This window comes from Formosa haliotis, assembly GCF_001685485.1.
GTDB lineage: Bacteria > Bacteroidota > Bacteroidia > Flavobacteriales > Flavobacteriaceae > Formosa > Formosa haliotis.
In genome coordinates, this window is the sequence record NZ_BDEL01000001.1 from 1,688,494 (window position 1) to 1,708,386 (window position 19,893).

The window sequence follows — 19,893 nt, forward strand, 5'->3', positions numbered from 1 at the left end:
TTTTAATCGGCTTGTACCAAGTCTGAATTATAAAACCCACCCATGTTTGTTTTGCGTTTTTCCGATTGATCTACAATTAAGTTCGCAATCGTGTTTAAGTTACGTAGTTCACAAATCTGAACCGATAACTTAGAGCCCACGTATAATACTTGCGTAGAATCTTCAACATATCGTAAATGCTTAGCAGCTTCTTTTAGTTTACTATTTGTTCTTACAATAGCAACTAAATCGGACATGATATGCTGAATTGTATTTCTGTAATGGGTTATTAAAATGAGTTCCTTTGGTGTAGAGGTTCCATCATCATTCCAATCGGGAGCCTTTGCATTAAAAGGTTTTTCCTCCTCTGCATAGGTAATAATATGGTCTGCAATATGGTTAGCATATACCAAAGCTTCTAGCAACGAGTTCGAGGCTAAACGATTTGCTCCGTGTAAACCTGTGCTCGTACATTCTCCTGCAGCATATAAATCTTGTATCGTTGTTTCTCCATCGGTATTTACTTCTACCCCACCACAAGCATAATGACAAGCTGGAACAACAGGTATCATATGTTTTCTAATATCGATTCCTATAGCTAAACACTTATCGTTAATATTCGGGAAATGTTTAATAAAAGCATCATAATCTAGATGCGTACAATCTAAAAACACATGGCGCTCTCCTGTGGTATGAATTTCGTTATCTATAGCTCTTGCAACAATATCACGAGGGGCTAATTCGCCACGCTCATCTATAGCAAGCATAAAACGTTCTCCCTTTTTATTTTTAAGATATGCTCCAAATCCACGAACAGCTTCCGAAATTAAAAAAGACGGACTTTGTTCTGGTTCAAATAAAGCTGTAGGATGAAACTGTACAAACTCCATATCCTTAATATTAGCTTTAGCGCGATATGCCATCGCAATACCATCGCCTGTGGCAATTAATGGATTAGTGGTAGAGGCGTACACCTGACCAATTCCACCTGCACATAAAATGGTTTTAGCCGCAATATAAGGCTCTATAGCATTTGTTTTCTGATTCATGATATAAGCACCGTAGCACTTAACATCGCCTTCATGTGCTTCGGCATCTCCACCTAATTGGTGGTCTGTAATTAAGTCGATAGCAAAATGATAAGGCAAAACTTTAATATTATCAAGACTTGCTACTTGATCTAATAAGGTGCGCTCAATTTCTAAACCTGTAATATCTTTATGGTGAATAATACGATTGGCTGAATGCCCGCCTTCCTTACCCAAATCGAATTCTCCCGATCCATCAAAATCAAAATCGGCTCCCCAAGACATCAGTTGTCTCATACAATCTGGAGCTTCCTCTATCACCATTTTTACAACATCAGGATCATTATGATATTCTCCTGCAATCATGGTATCTTTAATATGATCTTCAAACGAATCTAATTTATCCCAAACTACGGCAATTCCACCTTGAGCATATTTGGTATTCGATTCACTTTTATTCGCTTTAGTTACAACTAAAATTTCTTTATTTGGTAAAGCTTTTGCCAAACGAATGGCTGTAGTAAGACCAGCAACTCCCGATCCTAATATTAAATAATCTGTATTATATTGACTCATTACTTTTTTGATGAGATGTCTAGCATGCGTTGAATAGGAATTAAAGCTTGTTTCTGGATGGCTTCATCAACATGTATTTCTGGTAATTCATATTTTATACATGTATATAATTTTTGAAGCGTATTCATTTTCATATAAGCACATTCGCTACACGCACAAGTGTTATTTTCCTTTGCTGGCGCTGGAATTAATCTTTTATTAGGAACCTCCTTTTGCATTTCGTGCAAGATTCCTGCTTCGGTAGCAACAATAAATTCTGTTGCCGGATTTGTTTTTACGTAATTTATAAGCCCAGATGTAGACCCTACATATTCTGCAACTTTTAATAAATGTGCTTCTGATTCTGGATGAGCAATAATTTTAGCTTTCGGGTGCTCTTTGTGTACTGCTAATAATTTATCCATAGAAAAAGCCTCGTGTACTATACACGCACCATCCCACAACAACATCTCGCGACCAGTTACCTTTTGAATCCATGCCCCTAGATTTCTATCTGGAGCAAAAATTATAGGTGTTTCTAAAGGTACCGAGTCTACTATTTGTTTCGCATTAGAAGACGTACAGGTTAAATCGCTTATCGCCTTTACTTCTGCAGATGTATTTACATAAGTAATAACAATATGGTCTGGATGTTTTTTCTTAAATGCGGCTAAATCTTCTGCACTACAAGAATCTGCTAAAGAACAACCTGCATTTAAGTCTGGTAAAACTACTTTCTTAGTCGGATTTAAAATTTTTGCTGTTTCGGCCATAAAATGAACTCCGGCAAAAACAATTAAATCGGCATCTGTTTCTGCTGCTTTATAAGATAATCCTAAACTATCCCCTACATAATCTGCCAAGTCTTGAATAACTGGTTCTTGATAATAATGTGCTAAAATAACAGCATTCTTCTCCTTCTTCAATCTCTTAATCTCAGCGATATAATCTATATCCTTAGCATCTTCCGATACTGGAATATATCCCAACTCCTTTATACTCTCTTTTAAAGAATCCATAATATTTTTATTGAATTGTAAAATTAATGAATTTTATAATGTTTATTTAAACTTTTAATATAGTATTTAATTTTTAATTTCATTATTCTTTCTTTTTTAAGCTATCTGTATCAGCTATTTTATTTAGATTTTTTTAATTTCAAATTAAAATAGAAACGACTTTAAACCTAATTAAACAGCCTGATTTAAATGTATTTACTTAGCTGTTCCTCTAAAATGATTCACTTTAGGATTTATTGGATTCCCGGATGCTCTTCTAAACGATGCTAGTTGCCCACAATGCCAAATAGAATCTGATATTGGGCCATTAATAGCATTCCAAAACGGGACTTCGCGATTTCCATCAGGAGATTTAAAAATCATATTATACTGACCTAAATCTTGGACTGTTTTAAAAATATCGGAAGCTGTTTTTAAATTATTTAAAGTGAATTCCCTTAACTCACCGTAAGTTAAAGGTTTCTTGAAAGTCTCCTTACTATGTGGCACTTGTAATGCTGCATCGCGAATTATAGTGGACAAATCGTAAATATGTTCTAGAGTTTCTAAAGTAGAGCGGCCATCGTCATTTAATTTAAAGTCTAAATTTTTAGGCTTTAAATCGGCTGATGCCCAATAATAGCGAAATCCTAATCCATCAATTAATCTAGAAACCACCGTGCCTGCGGTATATGTTTCTGCTGGTGTTGGAATTTCAGAATATGGTAATTTAGATGCTTGTTGTGCGGTTGCTGTCATGCTAATAACTATTAAAAATAGAGGTAAGACCGTTTTCATTATATGAAATTTAATGTCGTAAATATCAAAATATAGAAGTTCTAGGCTTCTGTATTCTGAAATAATAAAACCTGTAAGGTTTCGAAAAACATCACAGGTTTTTATTTTTATAATTTTTTAAATTTTAGAACATTCATCTGTATTCTAGATCCTATAAACCGTGTGTGTCGAACAAATACACTAAGGCCGCCATAGAGGCTGCTCCTAATTCTAACTCCCGTTTATTAACGGCATCAAAAGTATCATTAGCCGCGTGGTGATGATCAAAATAACGTTGCGAATCTGGGCGCAAACCAGCTGTTGCATTCGTAGAAGTTTTTAACGGACCAACATCTGCTCCAGTTCCTCCTTTTTCGAAATAATGAATTAAATATGGTTTAAATAAAGGTTTCCAACTTAATACTTTATTAAAAGTGGCATCGGTACAATCAAAAGAAAATCCTCTTGGTGTAAATCCTCCCGAGTCACTTTCTAAAGACATAACATGAGTTTCTCCTTTTTCTGTGGCAGCTTTTGCATAGGCTTTAGCGCCTCGTAATCCGTTTTCTTCATTCATAAACATCACGACGCGAATACTGTGTTTTGGTTTTATTTTTAACAGTTTAAATAATCGCAACACTTCCATAGACTGAACAATTCCTGCCCCATCATCGTGAGAACCATCACCTAAATCCCATGAATCTAAATGTCCGCCCACAATAATATAATCATTTGGATATTGAGACCCTGTTATTTCTCCTATAACATTATACGACTTAACATCGTCTAACTGTTTACAGTTTTGTTTGAAATAAAACTGAAGGCTACTATCTAAATTTAACATACTACTTAACAAATTAGCATCTTTAGTACTAATAGCTGCAGAAGGAATACGTTTAGATACCGGCAACTCGCCATAGGTCATACTACCCGCATGTGGCAAATTATCTATATTTAAGGTCATTGACCTTACAATTACTCCAGCTGCACCATATTTGGCAGCCTCTACAGCTCCCATATAACGCTGATCTACACAACCGCCATAAGCCTCGAACGTATTAATTAAATCGGCCTGCATGGGTCTGTTATAAAATACGATTTTACCTTTTAGCCCTGCTTCTCCAAGTGCTTTTAGCGCTTCAAAATTTTTAACCTCTACTACATTAGCAGTCACTCCTAGTGGATTTGTAGCTACAGATCCGCCCAAGGCACAAATATTTACATTTGTAGTTTCTCCGCTACTCGCTTTTATATAAGCGAATTCCTTGGCTCCTCTCACCCATTTCGGTACCATAACCGGCTGAAGCCATACTTTATCTAAACCTAATTCGTCTAATTCTGCTTTTCCCCAATTTACGGCGCGTTCTGCATTTAACGACCCCGATAAACGACCACCAATATCGACAGACAATGTTTTTAACCAATCATAGCTTTTACCTTCTAGTAATGCCGATTTATAAATTTGTTTTAACATCTCTTCGTCTGTCTGACCGAAGCCGTGACAACTTAACCCTAACATAATTAGGAATATAATTTTCTTCATATAATTTTGGATACTTGTAATAATATTGAGCTAAATATAATGGTTAACACTTGACACTTTTCTGAAAACTATCATAAATTTCTAACAATAATCAGAATACAAACCTTTATTCATTTCTTAACTCCGCCTTGTAATGTTCTAAATTTTCTTTGGTTTTATCGTCTAATTCTGGCTCTTTAATATCTGTATATTCCTTTAGCGTTTTATAAAGTATTTCGGCAACAAGCAATCGCGCTGTTGGTTTATCATCTGCTGGAATGTTAAACCAAGGGGCATGTGGTTTCGATGTTCTATTTATGGCATCCTCGTAGCAGGCCTGATAGTTATCCCAAAGTTCACGCTCTTTTAAATCTCCTGCCGAAAATTTCCAGTTTTTATTTGGCTTATCTAAACGACGTAGCAATCTGTCGCGTTGTTCGTTTTTAGATAGATTTAAAAAGAACTTAAAAATGATGGTTCCGTTATCGGCTATATGCTTTTCAAAATTTAATATTTCATTAAAACGTCTATCCCAAAAGGCATCGTTTACATCAGAAACATCGTTGATTGATGGAATATTCTCACTTAAAATATATTCGGGATGTACGCGTGTTACCAATACATTTTCGTAATGCGTTCTATTAAAAATTCCGAATTTACCACGGGCTGGCAGACAAACATAATGACGCCACAAATAATCATGCTTTAACTCTAACTCTGTTGGCGATTTAAAACTATGAGCCACAATACCTCTAACATTGAAATCTTTAAAAACTTCGCGGATTAAGCTGTCTTTTCCGGCCGTATCCATACCTTGAAAACAAACTAAAACTGAATATTTTCCGTGAGCATACATGGTATCTTGTAACTCTCCTAGCTTCCTCCTAACCTTCTCTAATTTCTTTTCAACTTTCTTTTCTGAAGCCTCTAAATCAACTTTAGTTTTAATATTTTTTAATAATACCGGAGTATCAATTTTAAAATCTTCAATGTTTATATCTTTCATAATACGAGTAATGGTTTTAGGTTTTAAAGCTACTAAAAAACAAAATTGCTTTTTATTAACCGCACAAATCGTATTTTTTTTCTATTTTTAGCTCACCTAAATTAATAACCAACCTACTATGAAACTGTACTACACCCTTGGTATTGCGCTTTTCGCATGCCTATCATTTAAAGGATTTTCTCAATGCTCAGACGTGCAACCTGATGTAAATTATGCCTATTCTCATGTGAAATCGGCTTTTGAAGCGAATAACCTTACACATCTTCAATATTTTGCAGACCGCTCGCTAAAAGCTTATGAACGGGCTCAAGAAAAATTTAAAACTTGTGATTGTGAAGGGGCAACAAATTTTACTTATGAAAACATTCAATATTTAAAAAAAGTAGATCGGTCGGAAACCTTTGAAGATGCACGATATTATATAAAACAATCTGTAGAAGGGGCTAAAAATATTTTGGCTGCTTTAGATGAATGTACTGCTAAAACTTATATCGCCCCTCCGGCAATAGAAGATGAGGCCGATCTAGCATCTAACACTACAGAACCTACCGTAATGCCTACACAAACGGTTAGCACCACGAACTATTCTGCAGCTGCAACCACTTCGAGTGCAGACCCGATTCAACTTGCTGAGCAAAAAGAACGTGAATTATTGGCGATTAAAAACATGCTCATCTCAAAAAACAAATCGGTTTTAAACACGAATGTTTCGGCTTATAATGAGGCCTTAGCCCTGTGTAACTGCAATACTGAACCTATTACTGTTACACCTTCTCCCGAAGACCAAGTTTTACAATATAAAAGTATTGATGGTATTCGATCGCATTATTTAAATGCCTTAAAAACCTTAACTTCAACATATTTATCAAAACTGAATGCTTGTGCTACGGTAGAATAAGCACTACAATACAACGCATAAAAAGAGGCTTTACATCGATAATGATGTAAAGCCTCTTTTTTTGAAGTAAACGGTATATTATTTCGTAGCGTATAACTTTACATCGCCTTCTTCTACTGTAGCTCCGCTTAAAATTATTAATCGCTCTACAACATTTCTCAGCTCTCTAATATTTCCTGTCCAATCGTAAGTTTTTAAAAGTTCTAAAGCTGACTTAGAAAATGTTTTTGTGGCATTACCATGTTCTTTAGCAATCTTTTCTGAGAAATAATTTACCAACAAAGGAATATCCTCTTTTCTATCATTCAACGAAGGTACTGCTATTAAAATCACAGCCAGTCTGTGGTATAAATCCTCTCGGAATCGCCCTGCTTCAATCTCCTTTTTTAAGTCTTTATTCGTTGCCGCTATAACACGAACGTCTACTTTAATATCTTTATCGCTACCTACGCGTTGCACTTTGTTTTCTTGAAGCGCTCGTAACACTTTAGCTTGCGCAGACAAACTCATATCTCCTATTTCGTCTAAGAATATAGTTCCTCCGTTAGCAGCTTCAAATTTCCCTGCACGATCTTTATTTGCACTTGTAAACGCCCCTTTCACATGACCAAAGAGTTCACTTTCTATCAATTCGCTCGGAATCGCAGCGCAGTTTACTTCTACCATAGGTCCAGAAGCACGTTCGCTCTTTTCGTGTAACCAATGCGCTACTAGCTCTTTACCAGTACCGTTAGAACCAGTAATTAAAACACGAGCATCTGTTGGTGCTACTTTTTCTATAATCTCTTTTATGGTGGCAATAGCAGGACTCTCACCTATCATTTCGTAATTCTTACTGACTTTCTTTTTCAGAATTTTATTTTGAACCACAAGCTCTTTTTTATCTAAAGCATTTCTAACCGTATTTAACAAACGATTTAAATCTGGTGGTTTAGAAATGTAATCGAAAGCCCCTAACCGCATGGTTTGCACTGCTGTATCTAAATCGCCATGACCTGAAATCATGACAATTGGAATTTCTGGCTTTATTAATTTGGCAGCCTCTAAAACTTCGACCCCATCCATTTTTGGCATTTTAATATCGCATAAAACCAAATCGTAATCTTCGCTTTTAATCTTCTCGATTCCCATTAAACCATCTTCAGCTTCTTCTACTTGATAGGTTTCATTTTCTTCGGAAAGGATTTTAACCAAGACTCTTCGAATGGCAGCTTCATCTTCTACAATTAAAATTTTTGGCATATCTATGTTTTTATATCCTTGCTTTTATTAAAACAAGTGGTTGTCGTTTTTTATTAATTAACAGGTATGTTCGTGTTATTGGACACCAAATGTAAATCTCGTTGCGGAAATGGAATCGCAATATTGTGCTCTCTAAATAATCTTTCTATTTTAAACCGCACATGACTGCGAGGAATTTCGCCTAAAAAGCTATTCTCTACAGTAAATACAACGCGAAACACCAATGCATTATCTCCAAAATCCATAAAATCTACGCGAGGTGCTGGTAAATCTATAATATTTTCTTGACCAGCTACAGATTCTAATAGCAACTTTTTAACCAAATCTACATCGCTTCCATAAGCCACACCAACCGTTACCGAGTCGCGTGTCGCTTCACCATTTTGGGTCCAATTATACAAACTATTAGTTAAAAATATATGATTTGGAATTATTACAACGCGATTATTAATAGTTATTGCACGTGTTGTTCTTAATTTTATTTCGTCTACACGGCCAACTTTACCGTTAATTTCTATGATATCGCCAACATGCACCGATTGATCTACGAGTATAAAAACTCCTGAAATAACATCTTGAATTAAGGTTTGTAACGCCAAACCTACCCCAATAAGTAGCGCCGCCGAAGCTGCAAACACAGCCGTTACATTAATTCCAATGGTTTGAAACGTGATTAGTAAAATTATAATATAAACGATCCAACTTCCGTAAGAAAAGAGAATATTAAACTTAATCTTATCGTCATCGGGCAGTTTTTTTGAAATTAATCGATTTAAAAATTTCAATAAAATTGAAGTCGCAATTATGGCAATAATGATCACGATAAGTCCCCGAAACGTAACAGAAATATCGCTCGTAAACTGAAAATTATAATCTAAAATTGCTTTTATTTTCCGCATATTAATATTTAATCCATTTAATCAATTCCTTATAGGTTGGCTTTTTACCATACATTAAAATCCCGACCCGATAAATTTTTGCTGCAAACCATACCGTTAATAAGAATGATGCAATTAAAATTAGTAGAGATAAAATTTGTTGCCAAATGGGTACACCAAAAGGAATTCGCATTAACATGACCACTGGAGATGTTAAAGGTATAAACGAAAAAATAGTAGAAACTGTACCATGAGGATCTTCGATAACTGTAAAAAACCCGATATAAACAGATAATACCAATGGCATTAAAATAGGAAATACAAATTGCTGGGTGTCGGTTTCGTTATCTACAGCAGCACCAATAGCCGCATACATAGAACTATACAGTAGATATCCTGCGACGAAAAACAAAACAAATGCGATAATTAAATTGGTTAGCGGAAGATGATAGAATCCTGCTAAAACAGTTTCTACTTGTCCGTTTAATTGCTGATCTGTTATAGACTGTTGCACCACTTGACTTTGTGGAGTTTGACTCATATCTATTCCAAATATAAATCCAACTAAAGCGGTTAAAATACCTCCTAAAATTATCCAAATGATTATTTGAGTTATACCTGCTAACGAGGTTCCTATAATTTTACCAAGCATTAATTGTATGGGCTTTACAGATGAAATAATAACCTCGATAACGCGACTTGTTTTTTCCTCGATAACACTTCGCATAATCATATTTCCATAAATAATGATAAACATAAAAAGAAGATATCCGGCGGCTCCTCCAAAAGCAAGCTTTATAATACTTTCTACTTTAGATGTTTTTTCTCCCGAAAAGTTTTCTTGAATAATATTGACATCTATTTTTGCCGATTCAATTTTATTTAAATCGACACCCACTTGTAATAGTTTTACATCGGTAAGCGATTTTTCTAACTGACCTTCTAATCCTGAAACGATAGACAATGAAGGTGAATCTTGCGAATAAAACTTCACGTGATTTTCTAAATAATTAACGTCTAGACTTTTTTCAACATGTAATAAGCCGTAGTCTTCTTGGGCTACAACCAAAACCTTAGCGGCCTCTAAATCTATATTTGTTAAGTATTTATATTTTGTGGTTTCGGTATCTTTAAACACATTTTTCACCAATCCGGATTCGTCTAGAATAGCAATAGTTCTTACTTTATTATTACTTATTTGAGATAAATAGGCTACCGTTGCTATAAGTGCAATTAATACAATTGGACTTAAAATAGTCATCACGATAAAGGCTTTGTTTTTAACTTTCGTTAAATACTCTCTTTTAATTATGAGTGGTAAATGATTCATGATTAACTATTATTCTGAATGGCTTTAATAAAAATATCGTTAGTGCTCGGCAACAATTCTACAAAGTGAGACACTTCTCCCCGAGTTGTTAAATATTGTAATAAATCGTTTGACTTTTCGCTGTCTGCTAATTTAATATTGAGTTTTAACTGTTCGTCTATCGTTTTAAATTGGGCAGGAGACACTTCAAATTTCTGAGTTAGTTCTTGATGAAGAGCAGCTATTTTATCGGTTTTAATTCCTACTTCGTAAGTATTGCTTTTAAATTGCCTTTTAATATCGGTTAATTTCCCATCTAGAATTTTATTCGACTTGTTAATCAATGCAATATGGTCGCATAACTCTTCTACCGATTCCATGCGGTGTGTTGAGAAGATTACGGTTGACCCGTTATCTCTTAATCGCAAAATTTCATCTTTTATAAGATTTGCATTTATAGGATCGAAACCAGAAAAAGGTTCATCAAAAATCAACAGTTTTGGTTCGTGCAACACGGTAACTACAAACTGAATTTTTTGCGCCATTCCTTTAGATAGCTCCTGAATTTTCTTATTCCACCAATCTCCAATCTCTAAACGATCGAACCAAAAAAGAAGTCGCTTTTTAGCCTCTGCTTTACTCAGGCCTTTTAACTGCGCTAAGTAAAGCGCTTGTTCACCTACTTTCATAGACTTATACAAGCCACGTTCTTCGGGTAGATATCCTATATCCTGTACATGGTGATTTTTTAAAGGTTCACCATCTAGAATAACATGCCCAGAATCTGGCATTGTAATTTGGTTTATAATACGAATTAAAGTGGTTTTTCCTGCGCCATTTGGTCCTAATAAACCAAAAATACTACCTTTAGGAACTTCGATAGAAACCTGGTTAAGCGCTGTAAAATCTCCAAATTTCTTAGAAATATCATGCGCTTCTAAAATGTTATGCATTCGTGGGTTTGATTGAGTTTTGAGCTGTAAAGATATTAAATGTTAGAGAACAACATTTACATTCATAAAAAAAGTGAGCTGAAGACTACTTTTTTATATTAAAATACGTTTTTTCTTAAACCTACTTCAGATAGGTTTCTTTTAAGAAGCTATAAAATTGACACCATTTACAGTTAAGTATAAAATTTGAGAACTAGTGGTTCTTGAAATTCCTTCACAACAAATCTCTAAATCCGAACTATTAGAAAAAGCCATGTATTCAGGAACAGCACAAGATTTACATTTATTAAAAAAGCCCCTTTAAAAACACAAAACCCACCCTTAAAAAAACCAAGGATGGGAAAAAAATTGCTATGAAAAAGAAAAATTATCACTAACTTAATTAGTAATAAACCAAATATAGTATTTTAAATTAAATATCCCGTAATTTTTTAATATAAATTTTAGGAATTGCACAAAACTAAAACATCCACCAGATTTTGGCGGATGTTTTAAGTTGTAATATTCTAGTTATTTTTAAGAAAACATATCTTTTACTTTCTCAAAAAATGACTTATCTGAACTTTCTGGTTTAGGCGAAAAATGATCGTCTGTACGCATGGTTTCAAAAAATTCTTTTTGTTGCTTACTTAGAGTTTTTGGAGTCCATACATTAACGTGAACTAATAAATCTCCTTTTGCATAACCATTAATATTTGGAATTCCTTTTCCGCGTAAGCGTAAAATTTTACCAGATTGTGTACCGGCTTCAATTTTAATACGCACTTTACCCGTAACCGTTTCAATTTCTTGAGATGTCCCTAAAACGGCATCAGGAATACTTACATATAAATCGAAATGCAAGTTATCGCCTTCACGCTGTAAGCTGCTGTGTTCTTCTTCTTCTATAGCTACTAAAAGGTCTCCAGAAATACCATTCGCTCCTGGTGCTTCATTACCCTTTCCTGTTACTTTAAGTTGCATACCATCTACAACTCCTGCAGGAATTTTAATAGAAACGGTTTCTTCTTTTACTATTAACCCTTGTGCATCTGCATCGTTAGGTTTTTTATCGATCGTTTGCCCAGAACCACCACATGCATTACAAGGAGCAGCAGTTTGCATACGCCCTAAAATGGTATTGGTAATTCGTGTAACTTGTCCGGATCCTTGACAGGTAGAACAGGTATTATAAGTTGTTCCCGGTGCTTGAACTTTACGTCTTACTTTAACTTTCTTTTCTACACCGTTAGCGATTTCTTCTAAAGTTAACTTTACACGAATTCTAAGGTTGCTACCTTTTACACGACGTTGGCCGCCTCCGCCACCACCGAATCCTGAAAAGCCACCACCAAAGCCGCCTCCAAAAATATCTCCAAATTGGCTGAAGATGTCGTCCATATTCATATGGCCGCCACCGAAACCTCCGCCTCCTTCGAACGCTTGGTGACCAAACTGGTCGTAACGTGCTTTTTTATCGGCGTTGCTTAAAACTTCGTAAGCTTCTGCAGCTTCCTTAAATTTAGTTTCGGCTTCCTTGTTATCTGGATTTTTGTCAGGGTGGATCTCAATAGCTTTTTTTCTATATGCTTTTTTAATTTGCTCTGGAGAAGCATTTTTATCGAGTCCTAATATTTCGTAATAATCTCTCTTCATTGTGTGTGTCACTTTCGACCGTTAATATTGTTTACGCATTTAAATTTTAACTGCGTGTTATTGTCCGATTACAACTTTAGGAAAACGAATAACCTTCTCTCCTAGTTTGTAACCTTTTTCAACAACGTCTATAATTTTTCCTTTTAAATCTGGGGTTGGAGCTGGTATTTGTGTAATCGCTTCATGATGATCGGCATTAAAAACATCGCCTACATTAGCTTCCGCTTCTTCTAAACCTTTACTTTGTAACAGATTTTTAAATTTGTTTCTAATTAACTCTACACCTTTTAAAAGTTCTTCTTCGTTACTTTTAGAAAGCTCTGTATAAGCACGATCAAAATCGTCTAAAACTGGTAACAACGCGATCATGACATCTTGATTGGCAGTTTTAAATAATTCGATACGCTCTTTTGAAGTTCGTTTTTTATAATTCTCGAACTCAGCAAACAACCTTAAAAACTTATCCTTTTCTTCCTTCAGTTGAATTTGCAATTCTTCTTCTACAGATACTTCTTGATTTTCAACTACTTGTTCTTCTATATTATCGTTTTCAACGTCTTTTTCAATTTCTTCTTTACTCATGTCTTTTCTATTTAAATAAACACTATCGATTAATAACAAAAGTACTGCCATCTTTAATAAACTTGTCAAAATGTCACAATTAAATTTTATCTTTACTTCAATAGACATTCAATTTTATTTATTTTTGAATTCAACTAAAAACAAGACATTATGAAAAAAAGAATTTTATCTCTTATGTTTATCGCTGCTTTAGGAGTCACTTTAAATGCATGCAAAAACACCTCTAAAGAAGCAAGTACCACAGAAGCGGAACCTGTTGCAGAAAGCGTTGATGCTACGGCCAAATACAAAATAGATGTTGAAAATTCTACCATAGAATGGAAAGGTTTTAAACCAACAGGAACACATAATGGCACCATAAATATTGACTCTGGTGTGCTTACTACCGAAGGAAATACTATACAAAGCGGAACGGTTATTATAGATATGAATACCATTGTAGCCTTGGATGTTGAAGGCGACAAAAAAGATAATTTGGAAGCCCATTTAAAGGGTACCGTAGAAGGTAAGGAAGGCGATTTTTTTAATGTAACACAGTTTCCTAGTGCAGCATTCGAAATTACTGGTGTTTCTACAAATGATGCCGGTAAAACAATGTTATCTGGAAATTTATCTATTAGAGGAATTAAGAAAAACGTATCGTTTCCTGTAACTGTAAGTACGACAGATTCAACGCTATCTATTGTAAGTGACTCTTTTTCTATAGACAGAACATTATGGGGTGTAAATTACGGATCGAAATCTGTGTTTGATAATCTTGGAGACAAGTTTATAAACGATGATATAGAATTAAAAATAAATGTTACGGCTAATAAGTCTTAATTAAAAACCACTTTTATTTTAAAAGACTATCTAAACAGGTAGTCTTTTTTTATTCTAATAATTCTGATAAAGCGGGTTGTAAATTATGATACTTAAAGACAAACCCTTGATCTTCTAATTTCTTACTACTTACACGCTGACTAGAAAATAATAAATGATGCATTTCTCCTAAAACCACTTTCATAATGACTTTTGGAATGTTTGGTAAAAGCATGGGTTTATCTAAGGTTTTTGCTATAGATTTTATTAACTCGCTTTGCGTTACGGGGTTTGGAGCAACGGCATTAAAAGTACCCTCTCCGCAATATTTTAGAAGAAACATAAATACCCGAACCACATCGTCTATATGAATCCATGATTGCCACTGTTCTCCATTCCCGAACACGGCGCCCATTCCTAATTCTGTTGGTTTTTTAAATTCAGGCAAAGCCCCGCCTTCATTAGACAATACAAGTCCAATCCTGACTTTGGCAATTTTTAGATTCAAACCAAAAAAAGTATCGACTTCTGCTTCCCAGGCTTTCACAACTTCACCTAAAAAGGAATCATCTATTTCGGTTTCCTTTTCGTTATAATACCGAGTTAAAGAGTCCGGATATATATTAATTCCGCTTGCAGAAATAATTTGAGTCACCGTATGCTTAGGTAAAGATTTTAAACCGCGATGTAAAACACGTGTAGACAATACGCGACTATCTAAAATATCTTTTTTTACTGAAGACGTCCAGCGCTTAGAAATACTACCACCGGCTAAATGGATTATAACTTCTACATTCTTGAAACAATCGGTATCGATTTCATTATTTTCCGGATTCCAATAAAAACCTTTATAATTTTTTTGAGTTACTATTTTTTCCTTTCTGGTAGTTAAATACTTTACACTAACATCCTTCTGGAGACAAAGTTCCACTATTTTAGTTCCTAAAAGTCCGGTAGCGCCAGTAATTAAAACCCCCATTAGTTTGTATTTTAAGGCAAAAATACCAAATACAAGAGTGCTTATTACTTACATTAAGTTAGGTTTAACAGTAAACCGAACAAACTTTAGCAAATAATTATAATTTACCTTAAGTAATATCGAGATTGTATTTCTTTAACAAACCTTCTAGGTACTGACTAGAAAAACTAGCTCCTTTCATTTTATTCTGCTCGGGGTCGATTATAAAATCGTAAGCGTCTTTAAAATTTGCTAATTCTAAATTACAATTTGTAAAATAAGTATGTTGAAGGTTGCAATCTGTAAAATCTGCTTTAAATAAATCTACCTCAAAAAAAGAAGCCTGTTGTAATTCGCAATTTATAAACGCGGTATGTTTCAATTTCAAATAATCGAATTGTGCCATTTGCAGATTACAATTATTAAACTTTAAACGCAATAAAAAGGTAGACACAGTTTTAAATTGTAAACCTAATAACTTACAATTATTAAAAGTAACATCGTTAAAAGTTGTGTTTTTTATGTTGGTATTACTTAAATTACAATCTATGAATTCGCAGTCTGTAAATACCATTCCCGAAAGATTACCATTAGAAAAATCACATTGCTCGAACGAGCAGCCATAATAATCTGCACGTTCTAAAGACCCGGTTTTGTAGTCTTCATTTTTAAACAACTGATCCTCTATAATTGTATTCATAATGTTAGTTTAAACAGGTTTACGCGCTCTCAACATTTCTCTTTTCCCAGGAGGTCCAGGAATGCGTTCTACCACGAATCCTGCTGCCTGCATTGCCCGTCTCGCATTACCTTGAGCGGAATAGGTTACCAGAGTACCGTTTTCCTTTAAAGCATTAAACATAATTTTAAACACAGCTTCGCTCCATAATTCGGGTTGTACTCGCGGCCCAAAAGCATCAAAATAAATAAGATTATAAAGACCTTTATCTGCTATATCTGTAAAACTTTTCTGTTGTTTTAACAGGGAGAATCGACTAGATATTGTGTTTTTTTCTTCCCAAGGACAATCATGAAGCGCTTTAAAAATCATGTCTTTAGACCCCGATGCAATAGCATTTGCATAGTTGATATGTTGCAAATCCTGAGAAGTAATAGGATAGGCCTCAACGCCAGTATAATCAATTTTACAATCTAAACCTTCAATTTCTAAACAGGTTAAAAACGCATTTAATCCTGTACCAAAACCAATCTCTAAAATTGAGATTTCCTTTAAATTGGGTTGAGTAGAAATCGTAAAATGTAGTCCTTCTTTAATAAAAACATGCATCGCTTCTTGAATAGCGCCATGTCTAGAATGGTAAGTTTCATCTAAATCTGGTAAATAAATGGTTGAAGAACCATCTGCAGTAGTTATATAATTACGTTTCAAAATTATGGATTTCGTAAAAAATGAGTAATTAAATTAGAATCTAAAAACAGCTTTTAAGTATCTTTATTTCCTGAAATAGAAAGAGGTAAATATACACGATTTTTAAAACATTTTTAGAAATTTTATACTACTTTTAGGCTATATTTAAATACTGTTTAATTTAGTAAATTGTAATATTTTGACAAATACTATTGAAATTACAAAGGCAAAAACAAGTAAGATACAGGATGTTGATTTTGAAAATTTGTCTTTTGGAAAAGTTTTTACAGATCACATGTTTACCTGTGATTTTAAAAACGGAGCTTGGCAAAAACCTGAAATTACGCCTTATGCTCCCTTAACATTAGATCCTTCTGCACGCGTGTTCCATTATGGACAAGCCGTCTTTGAAGGTATGAAAGCGTATAAAGACGATGCCAATAAAGTCTGGTTATTTAGACCCGAAGACAACCTTAAACGTATAAATAAATCTGCTGAACGTTTGGCAATGCCTGCATTTCCTCAAGATGTATTTATGGAAGGCTTAAAAGAACTTCTAAACTTAGATGAAGCATGGGTTAAACCTGGTTTTGGAAATTCGCTTTACATTAGACCATTTGTCATTGCAACAGAACCTGCTATTGCAGCATCTCCAGCCTTAGAATATAAATTTTTAATTATATGCTCTCCTGCACAATCATATTATTCTGGAGATGTACGTGTTTTGGTTGCCGAAAAATTTAGTAGATCGGCTAACGGAGGTGTGGGATATGCAAAAGCCGCTGGTAATTATGCAGCCCAATTTTACCCAACAGATTTAGCCAATAAAGAAGGGTTTCAACAAATTATTTGGACGGATGCCGACTCTCATAAATACTTAGAAGAAGCTGGTACTATGAATGTCTTTTTTAGAATAAACGACACTTTAATAACAGCGCCTACAAGCGAACGTATTCTTGACGGAATTACACGTAAAAGTATAATTCAAATAGCACAGGATGCTGGAATAAATGTAGAAATTAGACCAATTCTTGTTAGTGAAATAGAGGAAGCAAGCAGAAATGGTTCATTGAAAGAAATTTTCGGATCTGGAACTGCTGCAGTTGTAAGTCCTATTTCCGCCTTTTCTCATAAAGGTGAATTGTTCGAAATCCCGAAACAAGAGACGAGTTTTTCTTCAATATTTAAAGAGAAATTACTTAATATTCAATACAACAAAGCTGAAGACCCTTACGGTTGGAGACAAAGTATATAACACGAAAAAGAGGCTATCTAAAAAGTTAAATTTTCGTCAACCTGAACGTGATTCAGGTTCTCACATAATTGGTTAACAATGTGATGAGATTCTAAAATAAATTTAGAAAGACGGTTTTTAATACATTTCAGACAGCCTCTTTTTTTATCCTTTTAATATAGCGGCTATATCGGGTTTAAAATAATTTGGTCCCTTTAACACCTTACCATCAGCTCTATAAATAGGTTCGCCTTTAGCATCTAACTTACTCATATTACTACGCTGAATTTCGTTAAATACAGCTTCTATTTTATCCTGCAAACCATGTTCAATTATAGTACCACATAATATATACAACATATCTCCTAAAGCATCTGCAATTTCTACAAGATCATTATTATTTGCAGCTGCTAAATATTCTTCATTTTCTTCTTTCATTAAATCGAAACGCAGTTTGTTTTTTTGCAAGCCTAAATCGGCTTTTGGAGTTTCGCTATAACCTAATTTATAAGCCGTATGAAATGCTTTGACTGATTCTATTTTATTCTTCATGTTATAAAAATATTATTTTTTTGTTTACATTTACAAACTTATTAATTTAACAAACAATGCTCAGTATTAAACCAAAATATTGAGGTTTTAAAATTTTTAAGCCAGTATTTTTAATTAATTCGTACAACGCCCCATGTTTACAAACGGTCAAATTATTTTCGGGATTCTATTTTTTATAGTTTTTGCACTCTCTATCGTGTATACCTATAAAAAAGATTTCGCACTTCATAAAAAATATTACAACGGAAGTATCTGGGTATTAATTGGTTTTATAGCTTTTTTATTATTTATTATCAGCATAAAATTAATATTTAAAAGCTAACAGTCCATTCCCTTTTTAAATACTATTCAAATTATTTTAGTTTAGCTCAAGCATTTTAACTCTAAAAATAATATTGCGGTTGCCCAGATTAAATTCTTATTCTTATCTCTACATGTTACCATAATCTATGACTTACATCTAAAATAGGTCGCTTTTTTAAAGAAGAAATACGCATTTTAAAAATTTGATATAAATTTGTTTATCTTTGATTTTATCCAATTTTAGACTAATGAATTTCGCCAAATATATACTCTTTTTATTATTGATTGCTTTTATAGGTTCTGCTATTTATGTAGCCGTACAACCGAGTCAGATACACTTTTCTCGATCTAAAACAATTCACGCTCCACAAGAAGTTATTTTTAAATATGTTGAAAACTTAAACAATTGGAAATCGTGGTCGCCATGGAAAAAAACAAATGCCGAAGATTCCATTTTAAATAGTAAAGAATATACTTGGCTACAAGATAATTCTATAGGAAGAATTACAAATACTGCGGTTGTTAAACCAAGTAATATTCAGCAAGAAATTGTATATCCAGATTATCCAAAATCTGAGTTGGAGTGGCAAATAGATTCTCTTTCCGAGAGAACTTCTACTGTAACTTTTAGTATGAATAGTGATAATATTCCGTTTAAGAAAAAAGCGTATTATGCTATATTTGGAACACCAGAACAAGACTTAGCGCCTAAATTTGAAACAAGCTTAACGCAACTTGACTCTGCAATTACAGCGAGTATGAATGTTTATAGCATTACCATAGACGGCATTACCAATCATAGCGGAGGATACTATTTGTACAATACGACCTCTTGTAAAATTGAAAATTTCCAGGATAAAGTAAAAACGATGATGCCAGAAGTAACCAATTATGTTGCCGACAACCATATCCCAATGGCTGGTTTTCCATTTGTATTGTACCATAAATGGGACGTAGAAAATAATGCCGCTATTTTTTCGTATTGTGTACCAACTAGCACGCAAGTACTCACTACTAAAGGCGATATATTAACCGGATTTCTTCCGCCTTTTAAAACTCTAAAAACAACTTTAAAAGGAAATTACACCTATTTAGAAAAAGCTTGGAAAACAACTACCGAGTATTTAGAAACAAACGGTTTAGAAAAAGCTGACAGTAATATTATGCTACAAACCTTTGTTACAAATCCGAAATACAAAATTAATCCGGCAGACTGGATTACAGAAATATACATTGCCTTAAAAGAGGATACCGACTCCATTTCTCAAGAATTACAAGATTTAAAATTACCTTTAAATTAATCCTAAAATAAGA

At 34.1% G+C, this 19,893-nt stretch carries 19 protein-coding genes; 4 read left to right on the forward strand and 15 right to left on the reverse strand.

All coding sequences use genetic code 11. The annotated features are described in order from the left end of the window. Nucleotides 1-2: 2 nt before the first annotated feature. From nadB to A9D35_RS06725, 5 genes are all read right to left on the reverse strand, one after another. Complete coding sequence (gene nadB, locus A9D35_RS06705) at nt 3-1,583, reverse strand: L-aspartate oxidase (RefSeq protein WP_066220714.1); 1,581 nt, start codon at nt 1,581-1,583, stop codon at nt 3-5. Further along, nucleotides 1,583-2,581 (reverse strand): quinolinate synthase NadA, encoded by a 999-nt coding sequence (gene nadA, locus A9D35_RS06710; protein WP_083191652.1) that lies wholly within the window; start codon nt 2,579-2,581, stop codon nt 1,583-1,585. The genes nadB and nadA overlap by 1 nt, the downstream gene beginning before the upstream one ends. A 195-nt stretch (nt 2,582-2,776) precedes the next feature. Then, nucleotides 2,777-3,319 carry a DinB family protein gene (locus A9D35_RS06715; RefSeq protein ID WP_235817865.1) on the reverse strand — a complete coding sequence of 181 codons (543 nt, stop codon included), beginning with the start codon at nt 3,317-3,319 and terminating at the stop codon, nt 2,777-2,779. Between the two features lie 190 nt (nt 3,320-3,509). Continuing rightward, a complete protein-coding gene (locus tag A9D35_RS06720) occupies nt 3,510-4,880 on the reverse strand; it encodes a M20/M25/M40 family metallo-hydrolase (RefSeq protein WP_066220720.1) in 1,371 nt (456 codons plus the stop codon). A 106-nt stretch (nt 4,881-4,986) separates the two neighbouring features. Next, entirely contained in the window at nt 4,987-5,865 is an 879-nt protein-coding gene (locus tag A9D35_RS06725) for a PPK2 family polyphosphate kinase (RefSeq protein WP_066220724.1), read from the reverse strand. Between the two features lie 118 nt (nt 5,866-5,983). On the opposite strand from A9D35_RS06725, the gene A9D35_RS06730 reads away from it, so the two are divergent. Then, on the forward strand, nt 5,984-6,763 hold the full coding sequence (locus tag A9D35_RS06730; RefSeq protein ID WP_066220727.1) for a hypothetical protein: 780 nt from the start codon (nt 5,984-5,986) through the stop codon (nt 6,761-6,763). Nucleotides 6,764-6,841: 78 nt separating this feature from the next. Here A9D35_RS06730 and A9D35_RS06735 read toward each other — a convergent pair whose 3' ends face one another. From A9D35_RS06735 to A9D35_RS06760, 6 genes are all read right to left on the reverse strand, one after another. Beyond that, complete coding sequence (locus tag A9D35_RS06735) at nt 6,842-8,005, reverse strand: sigma-54-dependent transcriptional regulator (protein ID WP_066220730.1); 1,164 nt, start codon at nt 8,003-8,005, stop codon at nt 6,842-6,844. 53 nt (nt 8,006-8,058) lie between these two features. Beyond that, the gene (locus tag A9D35_RS06740; RefSeq protein WP_066220733.1) at nt 8,059-8,904 is read right to left on the reverse strand and encodes a mechanosensitive ion channel family protein; all 846 of its coding nucleotides are present in this window, start codon (nt 8,902-8,904) and stop codon (nt 8,059-8,061) included. Between the two features lies 1 nt (nt 8,905). After that, nucleotides 8,906-10,213: an ABC transporter permease gene (locus A9D35_RS06745; RefSeq protein WP_066220736.1), complete on the reverse strand. Its 1,308-nt coding sequence runs from the start codon at nt 10,211-10,213 to the stop codon at nt 8,906-8,908. Nucleotides 10,214-10,215: 2 nt separating this feature from the next. After that, the gene (locus tag A9D35_RS06750) at nt 10,216-11,145 is read right to left on the reverse strand and encodes an ABC transporter ATP-binding protein (RefSeq protein ID WP_066220740.1); all 930 of its coding nucleotides are present in this window, start codon (nt 11,143-11,145) and stop codon (nt 10,216-10,218) included. A 516-nt stretch (nt 11,146-11,661) separates the two neighbouring features. Then, the gene (gene dnaJ, locus A9D35_RS06755; RefSeq protein ID WP_066220743.1) at nt 11,662-12,780 is read right to left on the reverse strand and encodes a molecular chaperone DnaJ; all 1,119 of its coding nucleotides are present in this window, start codon (nt 12,778-12,780) and stop codon (nt 11,662-11,664) included. Between the two features lie 57 nt (nt 12,781-12,837). Continuing rightward, the gene (locus A9D35_RS06760) at nt 12,838-13,362 is read right to left on the reverse strand and encodes a nucleotide exchange factor GrpE (RefSeq protein ID WP_083191772.1); all 525 of its coding nucleotides are present in this window, start codon (nt 13,360-13,362) and stop codon (nt 12,838-12,840) included. A 150-nt stretch (nt 13,363-13,512) separates the two neighbouring features. On the opposite strand from A9D35_RS06760, the gene A9D35_RS06765 reads away from it, so the two are divergent. Beyond that, nucleotides 13,513-14,184, forward strand: coding sequence for a YceI family protein (locus tag A9D35_RS06765; protein ID WP_066220746.1), 672 nt, complete (start codon nt 13,513-13,515; stop codon nt 14,182-14,184). Nucleotides 14,185-14,233: 49 nt separating this feature from the next. Here A9D35_RS06765 and A9D35_RS06770 read toward each other — a convergent pair whose 3' ends face one another. From A9D35_RS06770 to mnmC2, 3 genes are all read right to left on the reverse strand, one after another. Next, nucleotides 14,234-15,142, reverse strand: a complete 909-nt coding sequence (locus tag A9D35_RS06770; RefSeq protein ID WP_066220749.1) for a TIGR01777 family oxidoreductase — start codon at nt 15,140-15,142, stop codon at nt 14,234-14,236. 109 nt (nt 15,143-15,251) lie between these two features. Beyond that, nucleotides 15,252-15,821, reverse strand: a complete 570-nt coding sequence (locus A9D35_RS06775) for a pentapeptide repeat-containing protein (protein ID WP_066220751.1) — start codon at nt 15,819-15,821, stop codon at nt 15,252-15,254. 9 nt (nt 15,822-15,830) lie between these two features. Then, nucleotides 15,831-16,511, reverse strand: coding sequence for a tRNA (5-methylaminomethyl-2-thiouridine)(34)-methyltransferase MnmC2 (mnmC2, locus tag A9D35_RS06780; protein ID WP_066220754.1), 681 nt, complete (start codon nt 16,509-16,511; stop codon nt 15,831-15,833). 178 nt (nt 16,512-16,689) lie between these two features. Here mnmC2 and A9D35_RS06785 point away from each other — a divergent pair, with 178 nt between their 5' ends. Continuing rightward, nucleotides 16,690-17,745, forward strand: a complete 1,056-nt coding sequence (locus A9D35_RS06785; protein ID WP_066220756.1) for a branched-chain amino acid aminotransferase — start codon at nt 16,690-16,692, stop codon at nt 17,743-17,745. Nucleotides 17,746-17,889: 144 nt separating this feature from the next. Here the strand turns inward: A9D35_RS06785 and A9D35_RS06790 are convergent, their stop codons facing one another. Continuing rightward, nucleotides 17,890-18,276, reverse strand: a complete 387-nt coding sequence (locus tag A9D35_RS06790) for a pyrophosphohydrolase domain-containing protein (RefSeq protein ID WP_066220759.1) — start codon at nt 18,274-18,276, stop codon at nt 17,890-17,892. 551 nt (nt 18,277-18,827) lie between these two features. Here A9D35_RS06790 and A9D35_RS06800 point away from each other — a divergent pair. Further along, nucleotides 18,828-19,880: a hypothetical protein gene (locus tag A9D35_RS06800; protein WP_066220766.1), complete on the forward strand. Its 1,053-nt coding sequence runs from the start codon at nt 18,828-18,830 to the stop codon at nt 19,878-19,880. Nucleotides 19,881-19,893: the final 13 nt, after the last annotated feature.

Coding starts and splice junctions, on each gene's coding strand:
- nadB (WP_066220714.1), bottom strand. CDS start 1,583: ATGAGTCAATATAATACAGATTATTTAATATTAGGATCGGGAGTTGCT.
- nadA (WP_083191652.1), bottom strand. CDS start 2,581: ATGGATTCTTTAAAAGAGAGTATAAAGGAGTTGGGATATATTCCAGTA.
- A9D35_RS06715 (WP_235817865.1), bottom strand. CDS start 3,319: ATGACAGCAACCGCACAACAAGCATCTAAATTACCATATTCTGAAATT.
- A9D35_RS06720 (WP_066220720.1), bottom strand. CDS start 4,880: ATGAAGAAAATTATATTCCTAATTATGTTAGGGTTAAGTTGTCACGGC.
- A9D35_RS06725 (WP_066220724.1), bottom strand. CDS start 5,865: ATGAAAGATATAAACATTGAAGATTTTAAAATTGATACTCCGGTATTA.
- A9D35_RS06730 (WP_066220727.1), top strand. CDS start 5,984: ATGAAACTGTACTACACCCTTGGTATTGCGCTTTTCGCATGCCTATCA.
- A9D35_RS06735 (WP_066220730.1), bottom strand. CDS start 8,005: ATGCCAAAAATTTTAATTGTAGAAGATGAAGCTGCCATTCGAAGAGTC.
- A9D35_RS06740 (WP_066220733.1), bottom strand. CDS start 8,904: ATGCGGAAAATAAAAGCAATTTTAGATTATAATTTTCAGTTTACGAGC.
- A9D35_RS06745 (WP_066220736.1), bottom strand. CDS start 10,213: ATGAATCATTTACCACTCATAATTAAAAGAGAGTATTTAACGAAAGTT.
- A9D35_RS06750 (WP_066220740.1), bottom strand. CDS start 11,145: ATGCATAACATTTTAGAAGCGCATGATATTTCTAAGAAATTTGGAGAT.
- dnaJ (WP_066220743.1), bottom strand. CDS start 12,780: ATGAAGAGAGATTATTACGAAATATTAGGACTCGATAAAAATGCTTCT.
- A9D35_RS06760 (WP_083191772.1), bottom strand. CDS start 13,362: ATGAGTAAAGAAGAAATTGAAAAAGACGTTGAAAACGATAATATAGAA.
- A9D35_RS06765 (WP_066220746.1), top strand. CDS start 13,513: ATGAAAAAAAGAATTTTATCTCTTATGTTTATCGCTGCTTTAGGAGTC.
- A9D35_RS06770 (WP_066220749.1), bottom strand. CDS start 15,142: ATGGGGGTTTTAATTACTGGCGCTACCGGACTTTTAGGAACTAAAATA.
- A9D35_RS06775 (WP_066220751.1), bottom strand. CDS start 15,821: ATGAATACAATTATAGAGGATCAGTTGTTTAAAAATGAAGACTACAAA.
- A9D35_RS06790 (WP_066220759.1), bottom strand. CDS start 18,276: ATGAAGAATAAAATAGAATCAGTCAAAGCATTTCATACGGCTTATAAA.
- A9D35_RS06800 (WP_066220766.1), top strand. CDS start 18,828: ATGAATTTCGCCAAATATATACTCTTTTTATTATTGATTGCTTTTATA.